The following is a 21277-nucleotide window of genomic DNA, read 5'->3' as shown; positions in this document are numbered from 1 at the left end:
TGGAGTAGCTTCATAAACTAGCAATTTAAAGAAAACAGACTCTCTAGGTTTCTAGCGAATGTTTTTGCACCAGAACCCAAAATAATTCGGTTAGGTAATAGAGAATAATCATACAAGGTAACCCCTCCAATGCAGAACGTTTGTTCTTATTATAAACCTAGTGTTTCGGTTTATACAATCCTTTTGTAAATAATTTTTAATACTCAATTTGGTACGTGAAATTATTTACAATTCTTCAAAGTTCGACCACGGAACACGTTTATATCTCTTAACTTATTAAACTCGTTTTCGTTTTTTTATAAATTAAGAAAAGCTCAAATCCTTATGTACCAATGGATTTAAGCTTTTTATTTTATAGGAATACTCGTTGCAACAAGTTGCCATTAGGATAGTGTATCAGCAACTTGTAGCTATTACTATGAATGCTAGATTCCACAAAATTATTACATGTTTTTTCATTTTTACTTCTTAATTTATTTTATGATAAAAACTACACCAAAATTACAATTTGTTGAAGGTTTTAAAAATTATAGATTTGGACAAGCTAGATTTATAAATAATGATTTTCCGAGGTGAGAATATGAGTTGGTTTGGTGTAGGGAAACCTAGGAGTAAATTTGGTAAATTTATAGATAAGCATAATTTAACTCAACAGGAAGTCGCAGAAAGGAGCGGTGTAAGTCAAGGGACGATTAGTCGTTTATGCAAAGGAAATGCATTTCTTCCGTCTTTAAAAACTGGTTCCAAGATTATTGATACTTTAAAAAAGTTAACAAATAAAAATGTAGATTACAATGATTTTTGGCTTTAGTTAAAAAATATCATTCATCACAAAAGTTCTCATAAACACATTTTGTTTTACAGCATATTGCTCTAACTTTGATTGTCGATAGTCTGATAATGTGAAAAAGATAATTACTGGAACAATAGCATTCTGTCTTTTATAAATATCTGTTATATGGCCATATAACTGTATTTTATGTTCGTTTGCCTTCATATGTTGCATACGATCTATTTCAACGAAATGGGGAACATTATCTTCAAAATACGTTGCGTCAGGAATAATTTGATACCGTTGACCATTGATTGAAAACTCTATAGATCTTTCTGTTTTCCATTCTGGAAATCCAAGCCACATCCAGCTTTCGTTTCTCATTAATATGTGCTGTAATTGACTACTTTTCTTTACTTCTCTTGTAATTCCTAATAAATCACGTCCTTTTTTATTTAAATAATATACATGCTCACGGGCTATTTTAGTAATATGACAATACGGAGTCAGATCCTTTAGTACACGATTTGCATTTCGAATACTTCCTAGGCAGTGGATGGCTTGCAATTGTCTCCTGGTTGCAAAATCTAACTTACTCAAAGTGGATAAAATCTCGATTTGTCTCGCTTTCTGTTTGAGTGTTTGATGCCTCATTTTGTTTCACCACCTTGTATTGCTTCAGTAATTCCCATATGTCCATATCCTTTAAATAAGGTACCTGAATTTCTTCTGTGCGATCAGTCTTAAATAATGCTCTTCCTGGAAGGGAAGGCAGATCTTCAAGACCTGGTTCATCCAAAGCAACTTGTGAAGCAACCACTGTTGGTAATCGAAAACCTAGCTTTGCATCAGCATTTTGTTTGATTTGCCTTGGCAATGTGTCAGAGGTTGGATATTGAGTACAAAATATAAGCCGGAATCCTAAACCACCTCCGATTCTTGCGATTTCAGATAACATCTCCTGGCACACAAATAATAAATCCCGTTGTTTTTTAGGTAAACCTTGTGTCGGACAAAGATTCGCTCCTTCATCTACTATGATGAAGCAACGCTCTCTAATTGATGTATCTATAACATTGGTAAAATAGGACTTTTTCATCATCTCAATCTGTTTTACCATCTTTTCACGTACTCTCACCAACATCTCTAACGCCTGTTCCGGGTTTTCAGCTACTTCTACTACTTGGGATAGCTCTTTGTAAGGACTAAATTCTAGCCCTTCCTTCAGATCGATAATAAAAAAATTCACGTGTTGAGATTGTTGCAAAATTAAACTAGTCATCACATTTTTTAAGAATACTGTCTTTCCAAAACGAGTCATTCCACTTACACACATATGCGGTGTTTTCTCGAAATCATGATACACGTGTTTATCTAATGCTTTCCCCATCATAACTTTCCATGTGTGCTCTTTTAACAGCTCCTTAGACCAATTCCACATTTCAGGTATTCGTTGCTTAAATACTCGAATATGAAGCTCTCTTTGATGAAACGATATTTTAACAGGTTTATATAGTCCTTCTTCTAATACTTCAGCTAACTTTTTGATAAGTTGACTAGGTACGCCGAGCGGTAACTTGTAAACATAATTCATACTTATGTCATCTTCTACTTCTTTTATAAAAATGGGGTATTGTAATTCACCTTTATGTTGAACACATACCTTTGTAATTTCAAAAAACATTGCAATTTTTTTCTTATCATTCGTTCCATTACTTTGGTAAAAATAAGCTACAGTTATAAAGGTTGCTGGTATTAATAAAAGTGATATCATATCCTCCATACCTCCTTTAGGTAGTTGAGCCTGTATGGAAGGTTAGAAAAAACAAATTAAAACGCACTATTACAATTATTTTCAACTACCAGATGTAATACTAACGTAGAAACACATCTAGTATATCCATTAGCACATACCAAACACTCCCAATTAATAAGCATTTGAGACCCGCACGTAGCAACCAATCTGGAAGGTAAAAACCTTTCTTTTTTAACAACTTTATTCCTAAAACAGAAACTCCTGTGACACCATACACAACCCCTAATTCTCCAATGATTGTCATGTTAATCCCACCCTTTTGGTTTAATTGACAAATTTCCCTTACGATCCTTATAAAGTTGATACTCATTCAACAATTCATTCCATGAGACCGGATACTCATCACCGTACAAATCCTCTTCGATTTTTTGACTCAAATAATAATAACCTTTGTATTGTCGGTCTAAATACACTTCATGACGTACCATGTGCTCTCGTATTGCTGAAATATCTTCTTCTCTTTTAGTATCCCGGTACATCTGACGTAATGATTTTGAAGAATACAGATAAGGGGTACTATATAACATCTGATAATAACTCATGTTGTCTCACCATCCATATAGATTTCTAGATACACTAAATACATATGATGAGGATTCATTATTTCGAATTTGTACCTCAAAAAAATACAAAAATACGCCATTCCCATTTTAGAATGACGTTCGATAATAAATTACCCTTTTTTAATCATATTTTTATTAATTAATAAAATCTTATATAAATATATATCTTATATATATTTAAAATATAAAGACAAAACTTATATAGGAAGAGCAAATAGGGTTTTATTTCTACTATAACAAGGGATTTGAGCATACCATAGCACAAAAAATCATAAATAGCAGAATCTAACAACACAAAATTAGCTATTAGTAAGGTATAAAACCTACAAAAAATCATAAATAATATCATGTATTTCTACATAAAAAATGAAACAAATTGATGCATTGTTAAATATATTTATTCAAGTAATAAATTTTCAATTTATCCACCGTATGTCCACAATTTCTTAATATTTACTCACAAAACATTCACAATATAGGTTAACTAATCAACATAATTAGAATTTGTCACATAACTCACATAAATATTGATGATTTTTGATAGGTGAAGTACTAAAACCCCTTTATTTCAATAATAATTACATAATATTATTCACATTAGAGTTTATTTATCTACATACCCACGAAATTTAATGTTTTTCTTATGATTTTTTGTAGGTATTTGAATGTATTTTAGATAAAAATAATATGTTTATTTAAACATAGATGTGGAAAATTAGTTAATTGCAGTACAGTTTTGTATAGGAATGTATAAAAAAAGACTCTATTATGAATAGAATCGAGTAAAGGTGTCTATAAGGAGAAATCAGTGTAGGGTTTTTAAATAATGGAACCAACACGAATAGCCCTCTATTTATATTTTTTTCAAAAATAGAGAGCGGAGTATCGTTAATTTGTTTCTATTACCTCAAGTACTTGTTCAGCTGTCGTTACTTGAATACCAGCGCGTACTAATTGTTCAAATGCACGAATAAACGTAATCAAATTGAACTCATTCGGCACTTCAATAACGCGAAGTGTTTCTTTAGGTAATCTATCTATCTTTTCAATGAACAATTCGCGAACATCACTCGGAATAAAGCGATCTTTATGTCCTCTTGTTTTTAGAAGTTCACGTATTTCTATTTCTAAAGCTATATAAGCATTTAGATTTGCACCTTGTTCATAGGCGTATTTTCTAAACAATGTTTCTTCTTGATATTTTAAATAGTTACGGTGATACGATTCCTCTGTAACTGGTACAGCGAATTTGGATTTTAGTAACTCATATGTTTTACGGAACAATTTTTTGATGTTTCGATGAGAGTACATAGAGAAATGCAATCCAAAATCAAATACAGCTTGTTCCTTTTGTTCTTTTGAAACATGTTGTGTAATAAGAGGATAAATGCCTTCTTTTGCCGCTGTATCAAGAATTTGATATTGTGATGTTTGATTTAATATTTTTTTCAGCGTATACACTAACTTACTTGGATATTCTTCATTACGATCTATCATGTCACGTAAGCTGCGAATGACACTTCGAATTTGTCGATGACAAGTATACTTAAGTACATGAATAAATTTATTCATGTCTTGTGCAAATTCACCGATATTCAGTTCTTGTAGCACAGATTCAATAAAACGAGCTTTCCGTGCATACGTAACCTTTGGGGGAAATGGATCACGATACTGTATTTCCCCAGCTTCTTTTGTACATAAGAAATCTGTATGTAAGGATAGGTATAAAGTCGTATATCTTTTTTTATTTTTACTCCCTTTTTGCAACTTGCAAATTTTGAATAGGGGAGTCCCTGTACATGGTAATGCAGTTGTTAATTCTGTCATAACCGCACGGATTTGATGTGGGTATTTCTTATGTAAAAAGCGGTACATTCCGCCAAAATGAGTTGTATTTCCTCTTTCATCCTGTTTATCTAAGGAACGTTTAAGCGTCGTTTCGCTGTATTGTTGCATAGCAATGTCCAGGAATAGCTTTTTGGCCGCAACTGAAATCTCAAAAAAAGCCTTAGTAAAAACGACCGGGCTAATATACACATAGGAATTTACCTTTTCAGTTTCTTCATTCATAAAATGAGTTAACTTAATGGTATAGCGACCATCTAATTCATTTTCTATTGTAATAATGTTATGTAAACTTAATTTCTTTAATGCAATATAGAATTGAGAATGCTGTATATAAGCAAATTCCTCTTTATACTGCTTGTAATCTTCCCACATCATATGTACTGTTACATTTGGAATGACCCCATTCGTGTAACATTTCTTGTGTAGATATAAGAAGACTTCTAAATCTGCATTTGTAATGCCATATAATTTATGTTTTCGTCCCATTGTTTCTGAAATAGCAGATAGTGTACGACTTGAAAAAGATGGTTTCGCCTGAGCCACAAAGCCATCTACATCAGCAATGCGTTCTTCATATGTCATATGATCCAGAATATCCTCAAGGTATGTATCTTTATAGCTGTAGTATTTTTCTTCAAAAGCTTCAACAAGTTTCTGCCAAGATTTCAATGTTACTAGAACTGCATTTGTATCTTGTCCAGTTAGACTACGTTGATTACGAATAATAAATGATTTCACCATCTTTTTCACCTCCTACAAATAAACCCAGAAATATATGCCAAAACACTATAAAATATACCAATTATGATTATAGCAAATCGAAATTTAATGAAATATGCCCCTTTAAGAGAAAAAATGAAAAGATGAAATGCACGTTAATCCCTTGTGTATCAAGGGATTTGAAGATTTATCGATTTTTTTTTATGGACATCATACCGCTACAGATTTTCATCTTTCTAGAACATCTATAAATCATTAGAAAGAACCTCATAAACATTGATACAATAATGTTTATGAGGTTCTTTTATAAATACAAAAGGGACATCATATGGCTATAAGTTTTCATGTTTTCAGATATAAAGTTATTTAAAGAATAGCCTTTAAACGTTGGTATTAAAGCGTTTGAACTCAAAATTTTAAATTTTATAAGGGACATCATATAGCTAAATCCTTTTCATCTTTTTATAAAAAAAGGGACATCATACCGCTACAGATTTTCATATTATATAAATAGCCGAAAATACGAACAAATGGCAGTGAATGTATGATGTCAAAGGGTTTATAGAACATTCACGTCATTCAAAAGGGACATCATATAGCTATGAGTTTTCATGTTTTTAGATATGAAATTATTCATAGAATAGTCTTTAAGCGTTGATATTAAAGGATTCAATCTCGAAATTTTAAATAGTAAAAGGGACATCATATAACTAAGACCTTTTCATCTTTGTATGAAAGAAGGACATCATACCGCTACAGATTTTCATATTATATAAATAGTTGAAAATGCGAACAAAAGGTAGTGAATGTATAATATCAAAGGAGTTATAGAACATTTTCATTATTCAAAAGGGACATCATATAGCTCGAAATTTTCATGTTCCATATTGGAATTACAAAAGAACCCCTTTTATATCAAGCTTTAGCCCTCTTTTTTAACATTTTTGTGCAGTTAAATGGGCAATGATATAGCTACAGATTTTCACGTTTATGAAAAACAAGACTAATAGAAGAAGGACCTATGAAAAAAGTTAGGATATTACATTAGCCTTGGAATTAAGTTGTATTTGGATTTTACAAATTAAATTGGTCTTGTATAATCATTTACAGGGATAGGTATGAATACTAAGACCCTGTAAAGGTGTAACGTAGAAAATTTAAAATAGAATATTCTAATTATCTTTCTTGTTATTTAGAAAGGGACATCATATAGCTAAGTATTTTCACGTTTAGATAACATTTATTAAATTTATGTAAGGAGCAAAATATATATGGAAGACGTTCTACAATTGTTTAGAGATGCATTATCAATAACAGAACCACTTTATAAACAGAACGAGCAATTGTGGCATAAATGGAATTCTTACTATGTAGACGTTGAAGCAGATAATAGTAAAATTGTAACTTCAGAATACCTTTCTCCATCATTCTCAATGCTTGTACAGTGGGTGAAGCAGCAACAAGGAAAGGGCATTTCAGCTTTAGATATATTCAAAAACATAGATACTTACAAAGTAAAAATTCATGAGACAATAGATGTCTTTATAGCCCAAGAGTTTCGTAATGAAGAAACAGTTAATACAATAACACATACACCAGTGATTGAACCTAATGCGAATATAGCGCATGAAAATTATTTAGAAGTAAATAATTCCGCCGTTTATTATAAGTTAAGAGATGGGATAGCAAAGAATCAATTTGAGGAAGATGAAAATACAAAATTAAAATCATATCCCATTGAAGCGAAAGATAGTAATGGAGTAGCACAGCTTTCATCTCATAAAGACGAAGATTTAAGGTTAACAAATATTGAAGAGGCCGCAAGATGGAACACATTAGTAGATGGTGTAATGAGTAATATGGATGATTTAACAGCGGACGTATTAGATACCATCACAATTCAATGGCTAAATGAAGCAAATTCACCTAATGAATTTATTGATTTTTCATATGAACAAGTTTTAGAAATGTGCAGTATTTCAAAAGCAAAAGCAAATGGTGTTGAATATTATAGAGTGGAAGATAAGATTAAGGTAGCTAAACGTATAGCAGCTCTAGCAAGTATTTTTATATACTTAAACGATGAGAATGAAGTAGTTGTACTAAATGATCGCGCTGAAACAGGTAAACATTATGAGGTGAAGCGTGAAGTCATTAAACGGTTATTTGTATTAGATTCTGTAGTGCTTTGGAGGGATAAAAATACAAATGAATACATGGGTATAGAATCGTGCCGAATTAAACCGGGCAGTTTCTTATCCAGTTATCTATATGGATCTAATAGCACTACGGCACTATTATCAAAAAAGGCCCTTGAATATAATAGCTATAGACACAAATATCATAAAAGATTAATTCGTTATTTGACATGGCAGTGGAGAATTCGTCAAATGTTTTCTAACTTAAAAAGGCCATATTCTATAGGGGGAGATAAAGGGTTATTAGCAGTAATGGGCATTAACCAAAAGCAAAAGCCTAACCGTATTCGTGATCAATTAGAAAATGTTTTAAGTGATTTAGAAAAAGAAGGTGTAATTTCTCATTGGGGATATGATAAGGAGTTAGATGAGGATCAATTGACGAAGAAGAATTGGTTTAAAAAATATTATTCACAGTTAGGAATAGTAATACTACCACCTAATGAATTAATTCGTTCAATGGAAAACTTAGCAAAGAAGAAGGATACTGATGTAATTCATTCAACGGAAAGCCTAGCAAAGAAGAAGGATACTGATGTAATTCATTCAACGGAAAGCCTAGCAAAGAAGCAGACTATTGATGTAATTCATAGGGATAATCAGCCAGTAAAAACTGAAGAAATGCCCTTAGATATAAATAGAAATGAACAGTTAATTCGGGATAAAATAGAATTTATGCATCGGAGAAAGAACATAACTATGCGGGAGCTCTCAGCAGAGATAGGCATATCACAGCCCACTCTTTCAAGATTCTATAATAAAAAAACAAAGCGTCTCTCTGGAACTGCGAGAGACAAATTAAATCAATGGTATAAAAGACAAATGATCATCGATAAAATGTAAATTTAAGCTAAAAATTGGTATTGAAAAGAGTCCTAGAAATAGGACTCTTTTTAATGTAGTTATTGAATTTTCCGGTTGTGAACTACCCGCCACTTAGTAGCCCTTATGAGCTTACTTGAAGTGGGGGCTTCTCGGTTAGTCGTTACTTTTGATAGCTAACGAATTAGTCCTAAAACAGCCGAGCTAACGCCCTTGTTCCAAAGGTTATTTTGTTGCTATTTATGCTAATGCTACTAGGCGTATTGCTTCATTTTTGATATTGATGGCTGAGTTATAATCTCTATCGAGATTTACACCACATATACAAGAATATACTCGTTCAGACAATGGCATATCTTTCACACTTCCACAATTGCTACATGTTTTTGTGGAAGAAAACCATTTGTCTATTTTCACAAGTTGTTTGCCTTGTTCGTGTAGTTTATAAGCTAAAAAAGAAGTGAACATACGCCAACCATTGTCAGCGACACTTTTTCCAAAATTAAGTGCTTGCGACATTCCTTTCATGTTTAGGTCTTCAACAGCTACAACATCAAAATTAGTAGCTAACTTTTTAGACTTATGATGAAGGAAATTCTTACGTTGGTTAGCTACTTTTTCATGTAACTTAGCTACACGAAAACGTTGTTTATTCCAACGCTCAGAACCTTTAGTACGTCTTGATAATACTCGTTGTGCCTTTGCTAATTGATTTAACATTTTACGGTAGAACTTAGGATAATTGGCTCTCTCATCCTCAGAACTAACGTATAATCCATCCATCGCAAAGTCTAATCCAACAACTGTTTCTACTTCTTTTTGTACAATCTCTTTTTCGTATTCAGTCAAGATGGACACATAGTATTTACCAGTAGGTGTCATGGAGATTGTACACGACTTGATAATATGGTCTTGTGGTATTTCTCTATGTTGTTTGATACGTACCATTTTCAGTTTTGGTAATTTGATATGACCATTTAACAACATAATATTTCCGTTTACTACATTCGTTGTATAAGACTTTCTGTCTTTTTTACTTTTAAATGTTGGGAAGTCATTTTGACCACTAAAGAAATTCTTATAGGCAGCTTGCAAGTTTAGTTGAGCATTTGCCAGAGCTAATGAATCAACTTCTTTCAACCATTCAAATTCTTCTTTGTATTTTGCTGGAGTTGGAAGCTTCTGTTTCTTTAGTTGTTCCTTATCACCTTTGTATTTCTCATACACTTCTTTACGTTCAGCCAACATTCTGTTATATACGAAGCGCACACAACCAAAGGTTTTACGCATAAGATATGCTTGTTCTTCTGTTGGGTACAAATGAAATTTATATGCTTTATTATGCTTTGTCATATCATTTCACCTCACTTCTCCCCTTGATTTTCGATATACTTCTTCACCAAGTCCACTGGTGCACCACCAGTAGTTAGTAAACAAAAACTTCTTGCCCAAAACATTTCTTTCCAAAGTTTCTTTTTCACTTGTGGAAATTCTTTCTTTATTAATCGAGAACTCGCACTCTTATAAGCATTAATGAACTTTGTCATTTCTGTATTAGGATGTGCCTTGAAAAATATATGTACGTGGTCAACATCATGATTCCACTCGACTAACGTTATATTGTAATTCTCAGAAAGTCTTACAAACATGTCTTTTGCATAGTATGACATATCATCATCAAATACATTTCTTCTGTATTTCACGACCAATACAAGATGATAATACAACAAGAACACTGAATGATTATTACTATCTAATTTCACTGATATACCAACCTTTTTGTTTTATAAGACTGATTATACCATAGAGAAAATAAAAAGCACAGTTACGTGCTTTTTGGCTACGCCAAACCGAAATTCATCTCCCACCTACCGTTGGGCTATTGCCCTCCACATGCTTGAGGAAGGAGAATTCTTTCGGGCAATTCGTTAAAGGCTTTGTTAAATAGTATTGTTGTTTTTCAGGTATAAAATATAGGAACGTCCGATTTGGACGTTCCCGTTCTTATTCCATTAAAGCCCCCTATAATGAAATAACTGTAAAGCTAATGAAGCTTTTTAAAAGCTGCGTTTCCCTGCCCAAGCTCCTTGCATTTTACTTAGGAATACAATTTGCCCAATATGATATGCGTCATGCAATGCTAAACTCTTCAGTTCAAGCACTAATGATCTTTCTCCAGGGATCTGTCTATACAAGTCTTCTTGTTCTGATTTTGCTAGTATTTTTTCAAGTTCACGATGAACATAAAAGTATTCTTGTTTTGTTTCCTTCCAATTTTGAAACGTCTCAGTTGGTAATCGAAATGTAGATTTATTATCTTCTGCCTGTGGCTCATTCGCTGTTTCACCAAGAAATCGCACCAGAAGTCTCTTTTTATAGAAAAGTAAATGACAAACTAATTCCCAAATGGAATTCATTGCCCCCTCAACTGGTTTCCAAATTGCCTGTTCAAAAGTAATATCCTCTAGCACTTTTTCAAGTGGTGGAAACCAGTCTTTTTCATCTAAGCAGCTTGCCCATTGTTGTAACAATAGTGTCTTTACATCCATTTTCTATTCCCTCCAATTTAATCCCTTTAATAGATAATCCCTTTGGTCAAAATCCATTTGCGGCGTGTTGTAGATAGCTATTAAACTGGTCCTTTAACGGAAAAATAAACGTTATATTATTAGGAAAATTCCGATAAATATAGTTTATCATAAGTTGTGTTAACTGAGAAAGAACAACTGTCTAAAAACATTTTGGTTATCGTAAAGTTATCTTTTATATGTTTGATGGTGTCTAAGAATTGGAACCAGCTCAAATAATGGTCTAGATATTTAGTCGCTACACTATTAAAACGCTTCATCCAGCTCTTTAAACGGCTGTGATAACTATTTACATTCTGGCTGTGATAAATCCCTTTAAATCGCTCCCTACCATTTGCTTTCAAGCGATGATGCTCAATTCCTTTTTCTTTGGCATAAGTCATAAACACCCGCCAAGCATCCGTACACAGAACATTTTGTATTGATAGTTTGGAACCTAACGCTTCGTCCAAACTCTTTGTTATAATACGCCCTTTTCCTATTGTTTTGGAAAACGTTCTCTTTTGGCGGTCTCTGGCTACAAGAACGCATACTTGGTCCCTACTTATTCCTCTAAACTTTGAATTACCACCGCGGAACCTTGGTTTTCGACCTTGGATATTCCGTTTTCCTTTCTAGGAATAGAGGAAATAGGTTTCATCCATTTCTACTATGCCTTCGAAAAGTTCAAAATCCATCTGTTTCAATGCAAAATCAAGTGGTGTAGTTATTTCATTAAAGGGCGCTTTTCTGAAATAAGGAGAGCGTCTTTCTTCATGAAAAGGGCCAGTTTGTGGAATAAGATTAGCAGGGTAGTTAAAAAGCAGGAAGTTTACTTAAAAATGTAGAATCTCGATAGAGTTATAAGGATTTTTTTGAATCTTTAACTATTTAGGGGGGAGATTACTTTGAAACGAATTGACTTGCTTTTAAACGTACTAGATTCAACATTCGATAAAGAGAGTTGGTATGCACCGTTTAAACATGCTATAGAAGGACTTACAGCCGAACAGGCTATCTGGAAACCATCTGAAGAGGCAACTAATACCATTTGGGAAAACGTTAATCATCTCATTTATTATAAAGAGAGACTTGCTGCAAACTTGGAAGGCCGTGAATGGACACATAATCTCGACGGTGATGAAACCTTTTATCTTACCAATCAATCTAATGATGATAAGGAATGAAAGAAAGTCGTTGAACGTTCTGAAAATGCTCAACGTAATTTAAGACAGGCATTGAGTGCAATTTCCGAAAAAGAGCTTGAGCAAAATTCACTTGAGGAGAAATTACAGGACATCATGCTTCATGATGCTTATCATACAGGCCAAATTATTCAATTAAGGAAAATGCAGGGGTCATGGCCATCAAATAGTTGACCGAATATTCTGATTATTCGATTAAAGGGCGCGATTGTGGAGCAAACACAGATAGAAAATGATTAAACTTTTTTATAAAAAATTATTCACTAGCAACAAACAACCTAAGCATTTTGATCAAACTGTATTACAAACCAACAGTATCTTCGCTATTTTTGATAAAAAAAGTAGGGATATATAGAAATATCTACTTATGGAAATAGGGATATTTTTATATTACAGGAAAGGAGCACGGCGATGATATGTGGTAGATATAATAGAATTAACGAATAATGCCTAAACCATTGATATCAAAGGCGATTAACTAAAATGAAAATAAAGGATAATCCAGATTTTGAAGAGATAAAAAGAATGACGCTACTGGCTTATAAACAATGGAGGGGTTAATACTGATTAGTGGCCCAGTGTTATTGTAGCTAACGAAGTACATGGAAAATATTAAACAGTTAGCTTTAGAGATAAAACGATTGATGAAGGAATATCATGAGGAAGTTGCAGCGGCGAGCGAAAAGAAAAAATCGTGGAGGAAGTTCTGGTGACGATATTTTTTTAATAATTTAAATTTACATTCCTTTTTCTCTTACTCATTTTTAGGTGAAGAAACAGGAGTATCTTCGCTATTTTTGATAAAAAAAGTAGGGATATATAGAAATAGGGATATTTATATGATGCGGGAAAAGAACACAGCGATGATATGTGGTACATGTAATAGAATTAACGGATAATGCCTAAAACATCGATGTCAAAAGAGATTGACTACAATGAAAATGAAACTAAAGGGATACTCCTGATCTTGAAGAGATAAAAAGAATAGTGCTACTAGCACAAAAATAATGGGATGTTACTACTGATTAGTGGCGTAGTGTTATTGTAGCCAAGTACAAGGAAAATATTAAACAGTTAGCTTTAGAGACAAAACGATTGATTAAAGTGTTAAGTGACAAAAAAGCTGTTTAATTTACAATAAAGTCGTTTGAAAAATAATAAAGTTGTTTAATTCTTATTGGACTAACAGGCAGGTTAGTTGAAGAGTGTTAGTTAACTTGTGTTCAACAATTGGGCCGGATTGTTGAGAATCCCTCTCAAATAGAGTTAGTTATTTATGTTAAAATATTGCGAGTGAAATCAGGTTCTTAACGATTTTATCAAGTATCAGGCAAAATAATTCAGAAACGAAGAAGGGACAGTACTAACATGGAAAACGTATCAAATGTAGATAAATTGGAAGCAATAAAATCTTTACAATCGACAATCAGTAAACTCGAAAATGCCTTGTCACAGATGACTCAGAAAGGCGCAAATACTACCTTAGTAAAGAAACGACTCAAAGCTGTTTGCATCGGCTTAGCAATGCTAGAAAACGTTTGGAATCAAAGGCCCCATCATTACACCCAGGAAGATTTAGCAGAAGCTCGCAATGTTCTTACTGGTTTGCTTCCATCAATTGAGAACATTTATGATAAGTCAAAGGCTGGTAGTCCCCAAAGAACGCTTTTAGAAAGGAGAATAAAAGCGTTGAAACTAGCTATCCAAGTGATTGACAATTTCCCTAATAAATAACTTATCTAACTAAATAGAGTAACGAGTGCTTTAGTTCCATAAGAATTAAACAACTTTAAAGGGCTTTACGACAAAAAAATGTAGCAAGGCTCTTATATTTCTATATTTCTAGATCTCTGTTAATAATATAAATTTCTTTTTCTGTTCAGGAGTTAATTGATTTTCTACATAATGATGTATAAGTAAATCAATTATTTCATGAGCATATTTTTTATTAGTGAGTTTCATTAGTGCTCCAAGCTCTTCCTTAGATTGACTAGAAATTTTAATACTGCCCTGTTGGTTTTTAAATTTCTTTTTCTCCGGTGTTACAACTGAATCCTCGTTTGGGATATAAGGATCTGTTGGATTAAAATTGCTCTTTTTTCTGACTAATAATCCAGGAGTTTTTGCCATGTTATACACCAACCTTCAAACTTTCAAAAATATTGATACGAGACAATAATTCATCACTAATCTTTTCGTATAGTTCTATTACATTTAAATCATGTCTATCATTTTCAGTAATACCGTTTACATCAAACCTTTTAATACGTTCCATCTGTGGAACGATATTTTTAAATAGGTTTTCTTCACCAAAAATTTCACGAGCATTTTCCATAATGTATTCATCCACTTTACCATTATTTTTTAATAGCACTGGAAGAATACCTACAACTTCAATATCAAGATCATATTGCTCTTTTAATTTTATTAGTTGGTTAATGTAGTTTTCTGCACCTGTAAGAGAACGTTCTTGTGTTTGTAGAGTTATAAGAACATAATCAGAAGCTACAACTGCATTTTTTGTGACTTCAATTGACATAGGTGGAACATCGATAAATATGTAATCGTATTTATGTTTTATTTTCTCAAGTAATCCCTTAAAGTATAAATCTTCTTCTGCTTCCGAAGAACAAGATTTATATAGAAATTTTGCGAAATCTTGAAAATCAACATAAGAAGGAATTAAATATAAATTTTCCATTATTTCAATTTCTAATCCATCTAAATTCCCATCTTGAATTCCTTTCATTAATGTTTTATTTAAAGTTACCTTTTCATCAGGATTAAGGATAGATTTTGTTAACATTAGAGATTTTGTTGCATTACTCTGCGGATCAAGGTCAACGAGTAAAGTTCGTTTCCCCTTTTTTGCGAATTCATAAGAGTTTAATACAGCATTAGTGGTTTTACCAACGCCCCCTTTGTAATTCCCAACAGTAATTGTAATAGCCATTTATACCACTCCATTTATTATTTGAAAAACCCACATATATCTCTATTTCTATATTTTAGTAAAAAAATTATAGGAATAGGGAAGTATCTATTTATAGAAATAGGGATATTTCCCTATTTCTATAAATAGATTATAGCAGTGATATGTGGTACATGCAATAGAATCTGTCATTTATACCACTCCATTTATTATTTGAAAAAGTCTTTATATCCCTTTATCTCATGCCCATCAAGTTAAAAGAAGCAAATATCCCAAAATGAGAGAATTGACAACTCCAGGTGAACTGTACAAATTTTTTTGTTTGGGGTGTTATAAAAAAGAAACAACCTTTCCTATAGTCGATGTTGTATGGGCTTAACTTGAAGGTAAGGACCTATTTCAATATTTTTGATAGCAAAGATAGGAGTGTATAGAAATATCCACTTATAGAAATAGGGATATTTCTATATTATAAAGAAGGTAATAGTAGTAATATTTGGTACACACAAAAGAAACAACCATTTGTACTACTCAGCTATTTTTTCAGAAGATCCTCCAATATCACTATTTTACATTGTAAAGAAGGTTGTAGCATTGATATTTGGAACATGTAAAAGAAACAACCATTTATACCACTCGAGTTACTTTTCAAAAACTCCCCTATATCCCATTTCTGTATGTTTAATAATAAAAAGTAGGGATATATAGAAATATCTAATTATAGAAATAGGGATATTTCTATATTGTAAAGAAGGTTATAACAATGATATGTGGTACATGCAATAGGAGCATAGAATTAATGGATAATACCTAAAGCATTGTTTTCAAAAGAGACTAGTTGTCTTTCATTCTATAATTAACAACGATCATAAATAGTGTAGATTTGAAATAAAGTTTAATTGTTTATAAGACAGTTTAACCATTTATGTTGGAGGATTAGGCGCTTACACACTTATTAGTCGAAAGGCCTTACAAGCTGGAGTTAAAATTTCTTCCCAATTAAAAATCTTTCTTTTTGAGGAGAAGATAGGCACTTTTGTATTAGAGCAGGTGCTTTAGGATTTGATTTATATATGGATACACATCAGCCTGCTTATCACATATACCGCAGTTCAGATATAAAAAGCATAGAAGTCTTTAAAAATAATTCAATGAGTTAACCAATCCTATTGCAAAATTTTTTAACGATAAAGAATCTGATTATAAATCAGATGGTGTTCTCTAAAAGATTTTGATTCCCCCTCCTTTGTACGAAGGTTAGCCAAAATATCGATTAAATATTAGGATACTATCTCCCTTTTTTTTCTATTTCTATATTTATGATAACTAAAGTAAGGATATATAGAAATAGGGATACCTCCCTATTGTGAAGAAGGTTAAAGTAGAGATATGTGTTATATGTAATAGAATCTTTCACTAATCCTACTCCAGTTATGTTTAGAAAGTCCCCCTATATCTCTATTTCAATATTCGTGATAAAAAATAGGGATATAGGGAAATATCTAATTATAGAAATAGAGATATTTCTATATTGCAAAGAAGAGTATAGCAGTGATAGAGGTGTTACATGTAATAGAATTATAGAAATAACGGACAATATCTAAACCATTGATTTCAAAAGAGAGTATTTATTTTTCATTCTATAATTAACAACGATTATTAATAGTGTGAATTTGAAATAAAAAGACCTTAGGATTATACCTAAAGGTCTTCTTTACTAATTAGAAATCAATCTCTTCATTATCTTCTTCAGAAATACCACCAAGTACTTCCTTAGCATCAACAATTTTACCTTCTTGGAGTACAGGCTCTTCCATTTTTAAATCTTCTTGTTTCTGTATGGGAACAAATCCATTAGTAAGTAGAAGATCCAATTTATTTTCAACTGTATCTAAAAGATTTAATCTCTGTTCTACATGATCTAATTTCCGCAGTAGTTGCTCATAACGTTTTTCATTTTGTACCAGTTCAACAACAAATGCTGTTAATTGTCTACTATTAGCTTTTTCATTAAGAATTCCATATACATCTTCAGGCATATTATCAGCATGTAATGCCATTTTTCTATTTTTAGCCATTATCAGCACGTCCCTTTATTTTAGGCTAACTGTCCCTTCATTTCATCAATTACTTTTAATTCTAATGCAGTTAGATTAATTGTCCGTGAAGTTGGAGCAAATACTTCTTTGTCGCTATTTTGAATAATATCGTTCAAAAAGAAGTGATTGTTTTTAGCAGCCATTTCAGACATATGATTCAATAAAGCGAGACGGATGTATGGTTCTAAAACGGGTGCTTCGCCTCCGATATAAATGAATTTCAACACTGTATTCGTACTAGATGGGATGAATACATCAAGAATTTTAGCAACTAAAATTCTTGCATATTCTTTCAGTGCCTCTACAATTTCATTTGTAAAATCATATTCTTCACCAGTATTTTCATTCGATAGTACGTACTTTTGTACTTTATAATTATTGACTATAAATTTCTCTAATGTTCTTAGATCCTTAAAGTATTGAATCAATTTTTCTTTTCTAAAGCGTTCTAGATATCCTAAGAATGGCTCAATATCGATAACTTGGAAAGAATCTCTGTGCTTAGGTGTAGTAAGTCCTTTACCTAATCGCACAGCATCTGTAGAGCCGCCACCAATGTCAGTTAAAACTACTTCATAGTCATCAAATCTCTCAGATTCATATCGCTTTTCAATACTAATTACATTTGTATTCGGATCTTTTGAAACCATTTTATATTTTAAAGAATGTCTAGCAACTTCTGATTCATTTCTACATTTGGCTGAATTGACTCTAATAGTTAGTTCTTTCTCCATTCCTGGTGTTAACACTTTAACTTTATGTTCACCAATAAATCTTTCTTCCATTTTTTTATGAGCAATGCTAAATTTCTCTTCACGTTTTAAAAGCCAAATTGGAAGCATCATACTCATGTGTTCAATTTCAACTTCATTATCTTCTTGCTCAGCGTTAAGCGCATGATAATATGCAATTGCTCCTAAAAAGCTTACGTATGGGATAGGACTATTAATTTTATCGTGCATCTTATTTACATGTGAGTTTGCCAACTGATTATCTTCAGCTAATTGCCCAACTAAATAGAAAGACTCTTCACCTTCGATTTCTGTGGAAATTAGTAATCTATCTAGTAAATCTTCTGGTCTAGAAATACGATCAACAAGTAAATCCTCAGCTTGTTTCTTTGAAATTTCAACTACATTCGTTGCAAGTTCAATATAATAACCATCGATCATGAAATTATTAAAACTATTTCCGAAATCCGCTACTTTTCTTCCAATTTTCATTTATAATTCCTCCTTTATACATTAAGTACGACTTAAGTGCTACTTTTAATTATACTTTAGCACATTTAATCAAAAATAAGAATACTTTAAATAATAAGTACGACTTGAATCGTACTTATTATTTAATTAACCTATATACTTAAAAAATTCAAAATAAACAAGGAAATACCTTCTTTCAAACGAATAAGACACATAATAGTTAGACGCCGACATGTCGGACATAAAAGATGATGAATAACAGTAAAACAACAACATGACCGACATAAATGATAATCAATAACAATGTAATGACAACATGTCGGACATGGATGATAATCAATAACAATGCAATGACAACATGTCGGACATCGATAACAACAAATAACGATGAGGGGAGGACGATGGAATGGATAGGGAAGAGCCTTATAGGAAAACATATTCCCTTGCAGATATAGCAAGAATGCTTGGGAAACCACGGACAACCCTTCAGGCCTGGCGGGATCAATTCAAACCATATTTACCAACTGTCGCTGGGACGAAGGGGCGAACACTGAGATATGAACAGGAAGCATTAGAGTTGTTTAAATTAATTGCTAATATGAAAGATGCACAAGAGCCACCAGAAATAATAGAACAGATGTTAAAACAAAACGTAGATTATATTGTAGTAGAAGAGAACGATGAAGACGACGAAATAACGAAGCCAATTATTCAAACGATGTATGAAAGTATGAAAGAGGTTTCTATATATTTTCAAGAACAAAAAGCCATGAACATGGAGCTTTTACAGCGCATAGATCATTTAGAACAAACTAATCATATGTTATTGAATAAGATTGATGAACAACAAAAGAATATTGATGGGAAAATAAATAACAGAGATCAGCAGCTATTAGAAGTGATTCGTGAAATACAAGAAACTAAGAAGTTAGTTGCCTCTAGTCAACAAGAAAAATCATGGTTCGCTAAATTATTTAAAAAATAACTTAAATAATACGTAAAAAAGTAGGGAAACTTGTATGTTTTTACAAGCTTCCCTATTTTTTTATGAATTTGATATTGTAGATTTGAAATAAAGTCGCCACGTTTTGAAAAAAGTTAAATTTGACTTTTGCCAAAACGGATTAAGTGAAAAGAACTTAAAGTCAATTATTAAACATGATTTTTAATAATCGAACGGGGTACTTTAAGAAAAAAGGTATATTTTATGCATTTCTCTAAGTTTATTAAAAGATCAAAAATACCTGTCTTCTGGTTGAAAACAGGTATTTTTGTATATTTAAAGATTACTATTGAATGTACAAAGCACTACACTACATTTAAAAAGATAGTATGAAATTTTAATTAACACCATCTTTTATTTATATGTTGTATTATAAAATTATGAAATTAATGTTTCTGTTTATTGATATAATTTACAATAGCGTTATACAAAAATTCAGCGGTTCTGGTGCAAAAACCTTAATCCAGTTGTAAGCAACCTCTAAAACTTGGATATACTGATACTATTACTCTTAAAAAGGTGTGTGATCAGTATGGAAAAGGAAAATTTGTTCAAATGGAAACATTATCAACCTGATCTTATTTTATTAGCCGTGAGATGGTACCTGCGGTACAATCTCAGTTTTCGTGATCTAGTCGAGATGATGGAAGAACGTGGACTCTCCATTGCTCATACAACGATCATGCGCTGGGTTCATCAGTATGGACCTGAATTAGATGAGCGAGTACGTCATTATCTTAAGCCAACTAATGATTCTTGGCGAGTCGATGAGACATATGTGAAAGTGAAAGGGCAATGGATGTATCTGTATCGTGCCGTTGATTCGGAAGGGAACACGATTGATTTTTATTTAAGCAAAACAAGAGACCATAAGGCTGCAAAGCTCTTTTTCAAGAAAGCTTTGCGGTCTTTTCATGTTTCAAAGCCCCGTGTTATCACAGTAGACAAGAACCCAGCCTACCCTATAGGCATCCAACTAAGGTAAGTGAAATATCTTAATAACATCGTAGAACAAGATCATCGTTTTATTAAGAAGCGAGTTCGCCCGATGTTGGGGTTGAAATCACTTCGTACAGCTACTTATATACTCTGTGGCATAGAAGCCATGCATATGATTAAAAAGAAACAGATTCACCAAAGGATGACGTCTGCTCAAAATCAAAAAGAATTCATCCATCAACTGTTTGGAGTAGCTTCATAAACTAGCAATTTAAAGAAAACAGGCTCTCTAGGTTTCTAGCGAATGTTTTTGCACCAGAACCGAAATTAGTTCCTGAACGTAAAGTGAAAAATAAAGCGAAGTTTGTTCAGATCATTCAACAAAACATCCAGTATTTATTTGAAATTGATTATTTAACAAATGCTGAGAAGGTATTTTTATTAGACATTTCAATGTGTGTAGGTTTTTTAAGTAATTGTTTAGTTAGTGATATTAACTCTAAAGAACAAATTCTGGATTTGAGTCAATATTTTGGACACAAAAAAGTTAAATCTAAGCTACTTTTTTAGCTAGATCTTCTATAGTTTGGG

At 32.3% G+C, this 21277-nt stretch carries 16 protein-coding genes and 5 pseudogenes; 8 read left to right on the top strand and 13 right to left on the bottom strand.

Going from position 1 to position 21277, the window contains the following annotated elements:
• Positions 1-580 precede the first annotated feature (580 nt).
• Positions 581-811, top strand: coding sequence for a helix-turn-helix transcriptional regulator (locus JDS96_RS25635; protein WP_033799359.1), 231 nt, complete (start codon positions 581-583; stop codon positions 809-811).
• Here the strand turns inward: JDS96_RS25635 and JDS96_RS25630 are convergent, their stop codons facing one another.
• The 5 genes from JDS96_RS25630 to JDS96_RS25610 all read right to left on the bottom strand — a co-directional run bounded on the left by JDS96_RS25630 (position 812) and on the right by JDS96_RS25610 (position 5740).
• Complete coding sequence (locus JDS96_RS25630) at positions 812-1426, bottom strand: replication-relaxation family protein (protein WP_088094525.1); 615 nt, start codon at positions 1424-1426, stop codon at positions 812-814.
• A complete protein-coding gene (locus JDS96_RS25625) occupies positions 1365-2546 on the bottom strand; it encodes an FtsK/SpoIIIE domain-containing protein (protein ID WP_199668459.1) in 1182 nt (393 codons plus the stop codon). The genes JDS96_RS25630 and JDS96_RS25625 overlap by 62 nt, the downstream gene beginning before the upstream one ends.
• 100 nt (positions 2547-2646) lie before the next feature.
• On the bottom strand, positions 2647-2832 hold the full coding sequence (locus tag JDS96_RS25620; protein ID WP_199668458.1) for a hypothetical protein: 186 nt from the start codon (positions 2830-2832) through the stop codon (positions 2647-2649).
• A 1-nt stretch (position 2833) separates the two neighbouring features.
• Positions 2834-3130 carry a hypothetical protein gene (locus JDS96_RS25615; RefSeq protein WP_199668457.1) on the bottom strand — a complete coding sequence of 99 codons (297 nt, stop codon included), beginning with the start codon at positions 3128-3130 and terminating at the stop codon, positions 2834-2836.
• Positions 3131-4039: 909 nt separating this feature from the next.
• The gene (locus JDS96_RS25610; RefSeq protein WP_199668456.1) at positions 4040-5740 is read right to left on the bottom strand and encodes a hypothetical protein; all 1701 of its coding nucleotides are present in this window, start codon (positions 5738-5740) and stop codon (positions 4040-4042) included.
• A 1250-nt stretch (positions 5741-6990) separates the two neighbouring features.
• On the opposite strand from JDS96_RS25610, the gene JDS96_RS25605 reads away from it, so the two are divergent.
• The gene (locus JDS96_RS25605) at positions 6991-8760 is read left to right on the top strand and encodes a helix-turn-helix domain-containing protein (protein ID WP_199668455.1); all 1770 of its coding nucleotides are present in this window, start codon (positions 6991-6993) and stop codon (positions 8758-8760) included.
• Positions 8761-8979: 219 nt separating this feature from the next.
• On the opposite strand, the gene JDS96_RS25600 is transcribed toward JDS96_RS25605, so the two are convergent.
• From JDS96_RS25600 to JDS96_RS25585, 4 genes and pseudogenes are all read right to left on the bottom strand, one after another.
• Positions 8980-10092 (bottom strand): RNA-guided endonuclease TnpB family protein, encoded by a 1113-nt coding sequence (locus JDS96_RS25600; RefSeq protein WP_199668454.1) that lies wholly within the window; start codon positions 10090-10092, stop codon positions 8980-8982.
• Positions 10093-10103: 11 nt separating this feature from the next.
• Entirely contained in the window at positions 10104-10502 is a 399-nt protein-coding gene (tnpA, locus tag JDS96_RS25595) for an IS200/IS605 family transposase (RefSeq protein WP_199668453.1), read from the bottom strand.
• A 294-nt stretch (positions 10503-10796) separates the two neighbouring features.
• Positions 10797-11288, bottom strand: coding sequence for a DinB family protein (locus JDS96_RS25590; RefSeq protein WP_199668452.1), 492 nt, complete (start codon positions 11286-11288; stop codon positions 10797-10799).
• Positions 11289-11407: 119 nt separating this feature from the next.
• Positions 11408-12016 (bottom strand): annotated as a pseudogene (locus JDS96_RS25585) (IS1595 family transposase); the annotation flags it as partial.
• A gap of 198 nt (positions 12017-12214) precedes the next feature.
• Here JDS96_RS25585 and JDS96_RS25580 point away from each other — a divergent pair.
• Positions 12215-12685 (top strand): annotated as a pseudogene (locus JDS96_RS25580) (DinB family protein).
• Between the two features lie 1194 nt (positions 12686-13879).
• On the top strand, positions 13880-14245 hold the full coding sequence (locus JDS96_RS25575) for a hypothetical protein (protein WP_033797912.1): 366 nt from the start codon (positions 13880-13882) through the stop codon (positions 14243-14245).
• A 108-nt stretch (positions 14246-14353) separates the two neighbouring features.
• Here the strand turns inward: JDS96_RS25575 and JDS96_RS25570 are convergent, their stop codons facing one another.
• Positions 14354-14641, bottom strand: coding sequence for a hypothetical protein (locus JDS96_RS25570; RefSeq protein WP_199668451.1), 288 nt, complete (start codon positions 14639-14641; stop codon positions 14354-14356).
• A gap of 1 nt (position 14642) precedes the next feature.
• Positions 14643-15464 (bottom strand): ParA family protein, encoded by an 822-nt coding sequence (locus tag JDS96_RS25565; RefSeq protein ID WP_098019312.1) that lies wholly within the window; start codon positions 15462-15464, stop codon positions 14643-14645.
• A 906-nt stretch (positions 15465-16370) separates the two neighbouring features.
• On the opposite strand from JDS96_RS25565, the pseudogene JDS96_RS33495 reads away from it, so the two are divergent.
• Positions 16371-16585: pseudogene (locus JDS96_RS33495) on the top strand (glycosyl transferase); the annotation flags it as partial.
• A gap of 579 nt (positions 16586-17164) precedes the next feature.
• On the opposite strand, the gene JDS96_RS25560 reads toward JDS96_RS33495, so the two are convergent.
• Both JDS96_RS25560 and JDS96_RS25555 read right to left on the bottom strand, forming a co-directional pair.
• Entirely contained in the window at positions 17165-17521 is a 357-nt protein-coding gene (locus JDS96_RS25560) for a hypothetical protein (protein ID WP_098101935.1), read from the bottom strand.
• Between the two features lie 20 nt (positions 17522-17541).
• Complete coding sequence (locus JDS96_RS25555) at positions 17542-18765, bottom strand: ParM/StbA family protein (RefSeq protein WP_199668450.1); 1224 nt, start codon at positions 18763-18765, stop codon at positions 17542-17544.
• A 385-nt stretch (positions 18766-19150) separates the two neighbouring features.
• On the opposite strand from JDS96_RS25555, the gene JDS96_RS25550 reads away from it, so the two are divergent.
• The 3 genes and pseudogenes from JDS96_RS25550 to JDS96_RS32465 form a co-directional block, all read left to right on the top strand.
• The gene (locus JDS96_RS25550) at positions 19151-19729 is read left to right on the top strand and encodes a DUF3967 domain-containing protein (protein ID WP_199668449.1); all 579 of its coding nucleotides are present in this window, start codon (positions 19151-19153) and stop codon (positions 19727-19729) included.
• A gap of 550 nt (positions 19730-20279) precedes the next feature.
• Positions 20280-20948, top strand: a pseudogene (locus JDS96_RS25545) (IS6 family transposase).
• Positions 20949-21010: 62 nt separating this feature from the next.
• Positions 21011-21199: pseudogene (locus JDS96_RS32465) on the top strand (MarR family transcriptional regulator); the annotation flags it as partial.
• Between the last annotated feature and the right edge of the window lie 78 nt (positions 21200-21277).

Origin of the sequence: Bacillus cereus group sp. N21, assembly GCF_016483395.1 — a bacterium.
In the GTDB taxonomy this organism is placed as follows: domain Bacteria; phylum Bacillota; class Bacilli; order Bacillales; family Bacillaceae_G; genus Bacillus_A; species Bacillus_A pseudomycoides.
Note: the sequence above shows the minus strand (reverse complement) of the source record. Positions and strands in the feature narration are given on the sequence as shown.

Coding starts and splice junctions, on each gene's coding strand:
- JDS96_RS25555 (WP_199668450.1), bottom strand. CDS start 18,765: ATGAAAATTGGAAGAAAAGTAGCGGATTTCGGAAATAGTTTTAATAAT.
- JDS96_RS25635 (WP_033799359.1), top strand. CDS start 581: ATGAGTTGGTTTGGTGTAGGGAAACCTAGGAGTAAATTTGGTAAATTT.
- JDS96_RS25575 (WP_033797912.1), top strand. CDS start 13,880: ATGGAAAACGTATCAAATGTAGATAAATTGGAAGCAATAAAATCTTTA.
- JDS96_RS25630 (WP_088094525.1), bottom strand. CDS start 1,426: ATGAGGCATCAAACACTCAAACAGAAAGCGAGACAAATCGAGATTTTA.
- JDS96_RS25550 (WP_199668449.1), top strand. CDS start 19,151: ATGGATAGGGAAGAGCCTTATAGGAAAACATATTCCCTTGCAGATATA.
- JDS96_RS25570 (WP_199668451.1), bottom strand. CDS start 14,641: ATGGCAAAAACTCCTGGATTATTAGTCAGAAAAAAGAGCAATTTTAAT.
- JDS96_RS25615 (WP_199668457.1), bottom strand. CDS start 3,130: ATGAGTTATTATCAGATGTTATATAGTACCCCTTATCTGTATTCTTCA.
- JDS96_RS25600 (WP_199668454.1), bottom strand. CDS start 10,092: ATGACAAAGCATAATAAAGCATATAAATTTCATTTGTACCCAACAGAA.
- JDS96_RS25610 (WP_199668456.1), bottom strand. CDS start 5,740: ATGGTGAAATCATTTATTATTCGTAATCAACGTAGTCTAACTGGACAA.
- JDS96_RS25605 (WP_199668455.1), top strand. CDS start 6,991: ATGGAAGACGTTCTACAATTGTTTAGAGATGCATTATCAATAACAGAA.
- JDS96_RS25625 (WP_199668459.1), bottom strand. CDS start 2,546: ATGATATCACTTTTATTAATACCAGCAACCTTTATAACTGTAGCTTAT.
- JDS96_RS25620 (WP_199668458.1), bottom strand. CDS start 2,832: ATGACAATCATTGGAGAATTAGGGGTTGTGTATGGTGTCACAGGAGTT.
- JDS96_RS25565 (WP_098019312.1), bottom strand. CDS start 15,464: ATGGCTATTACAATTACTGTTGGGAATTACAAAGGGGGCGTTGGTAAA.
- JDS96_RS25560 (WP_098101935.1), bottom strand. CDS start 17,521: ATGGCTAAAAATAGAAAAATGGCATTACATGCTGATAATATGCCTGAA.
- JDS96_RS25590 (WP_199668452.1), bottom strand. CDS start 11,288: ATGGATGTAAAGACACTATTGTTACAACAATGGGCAAGCTGCTTAGAT.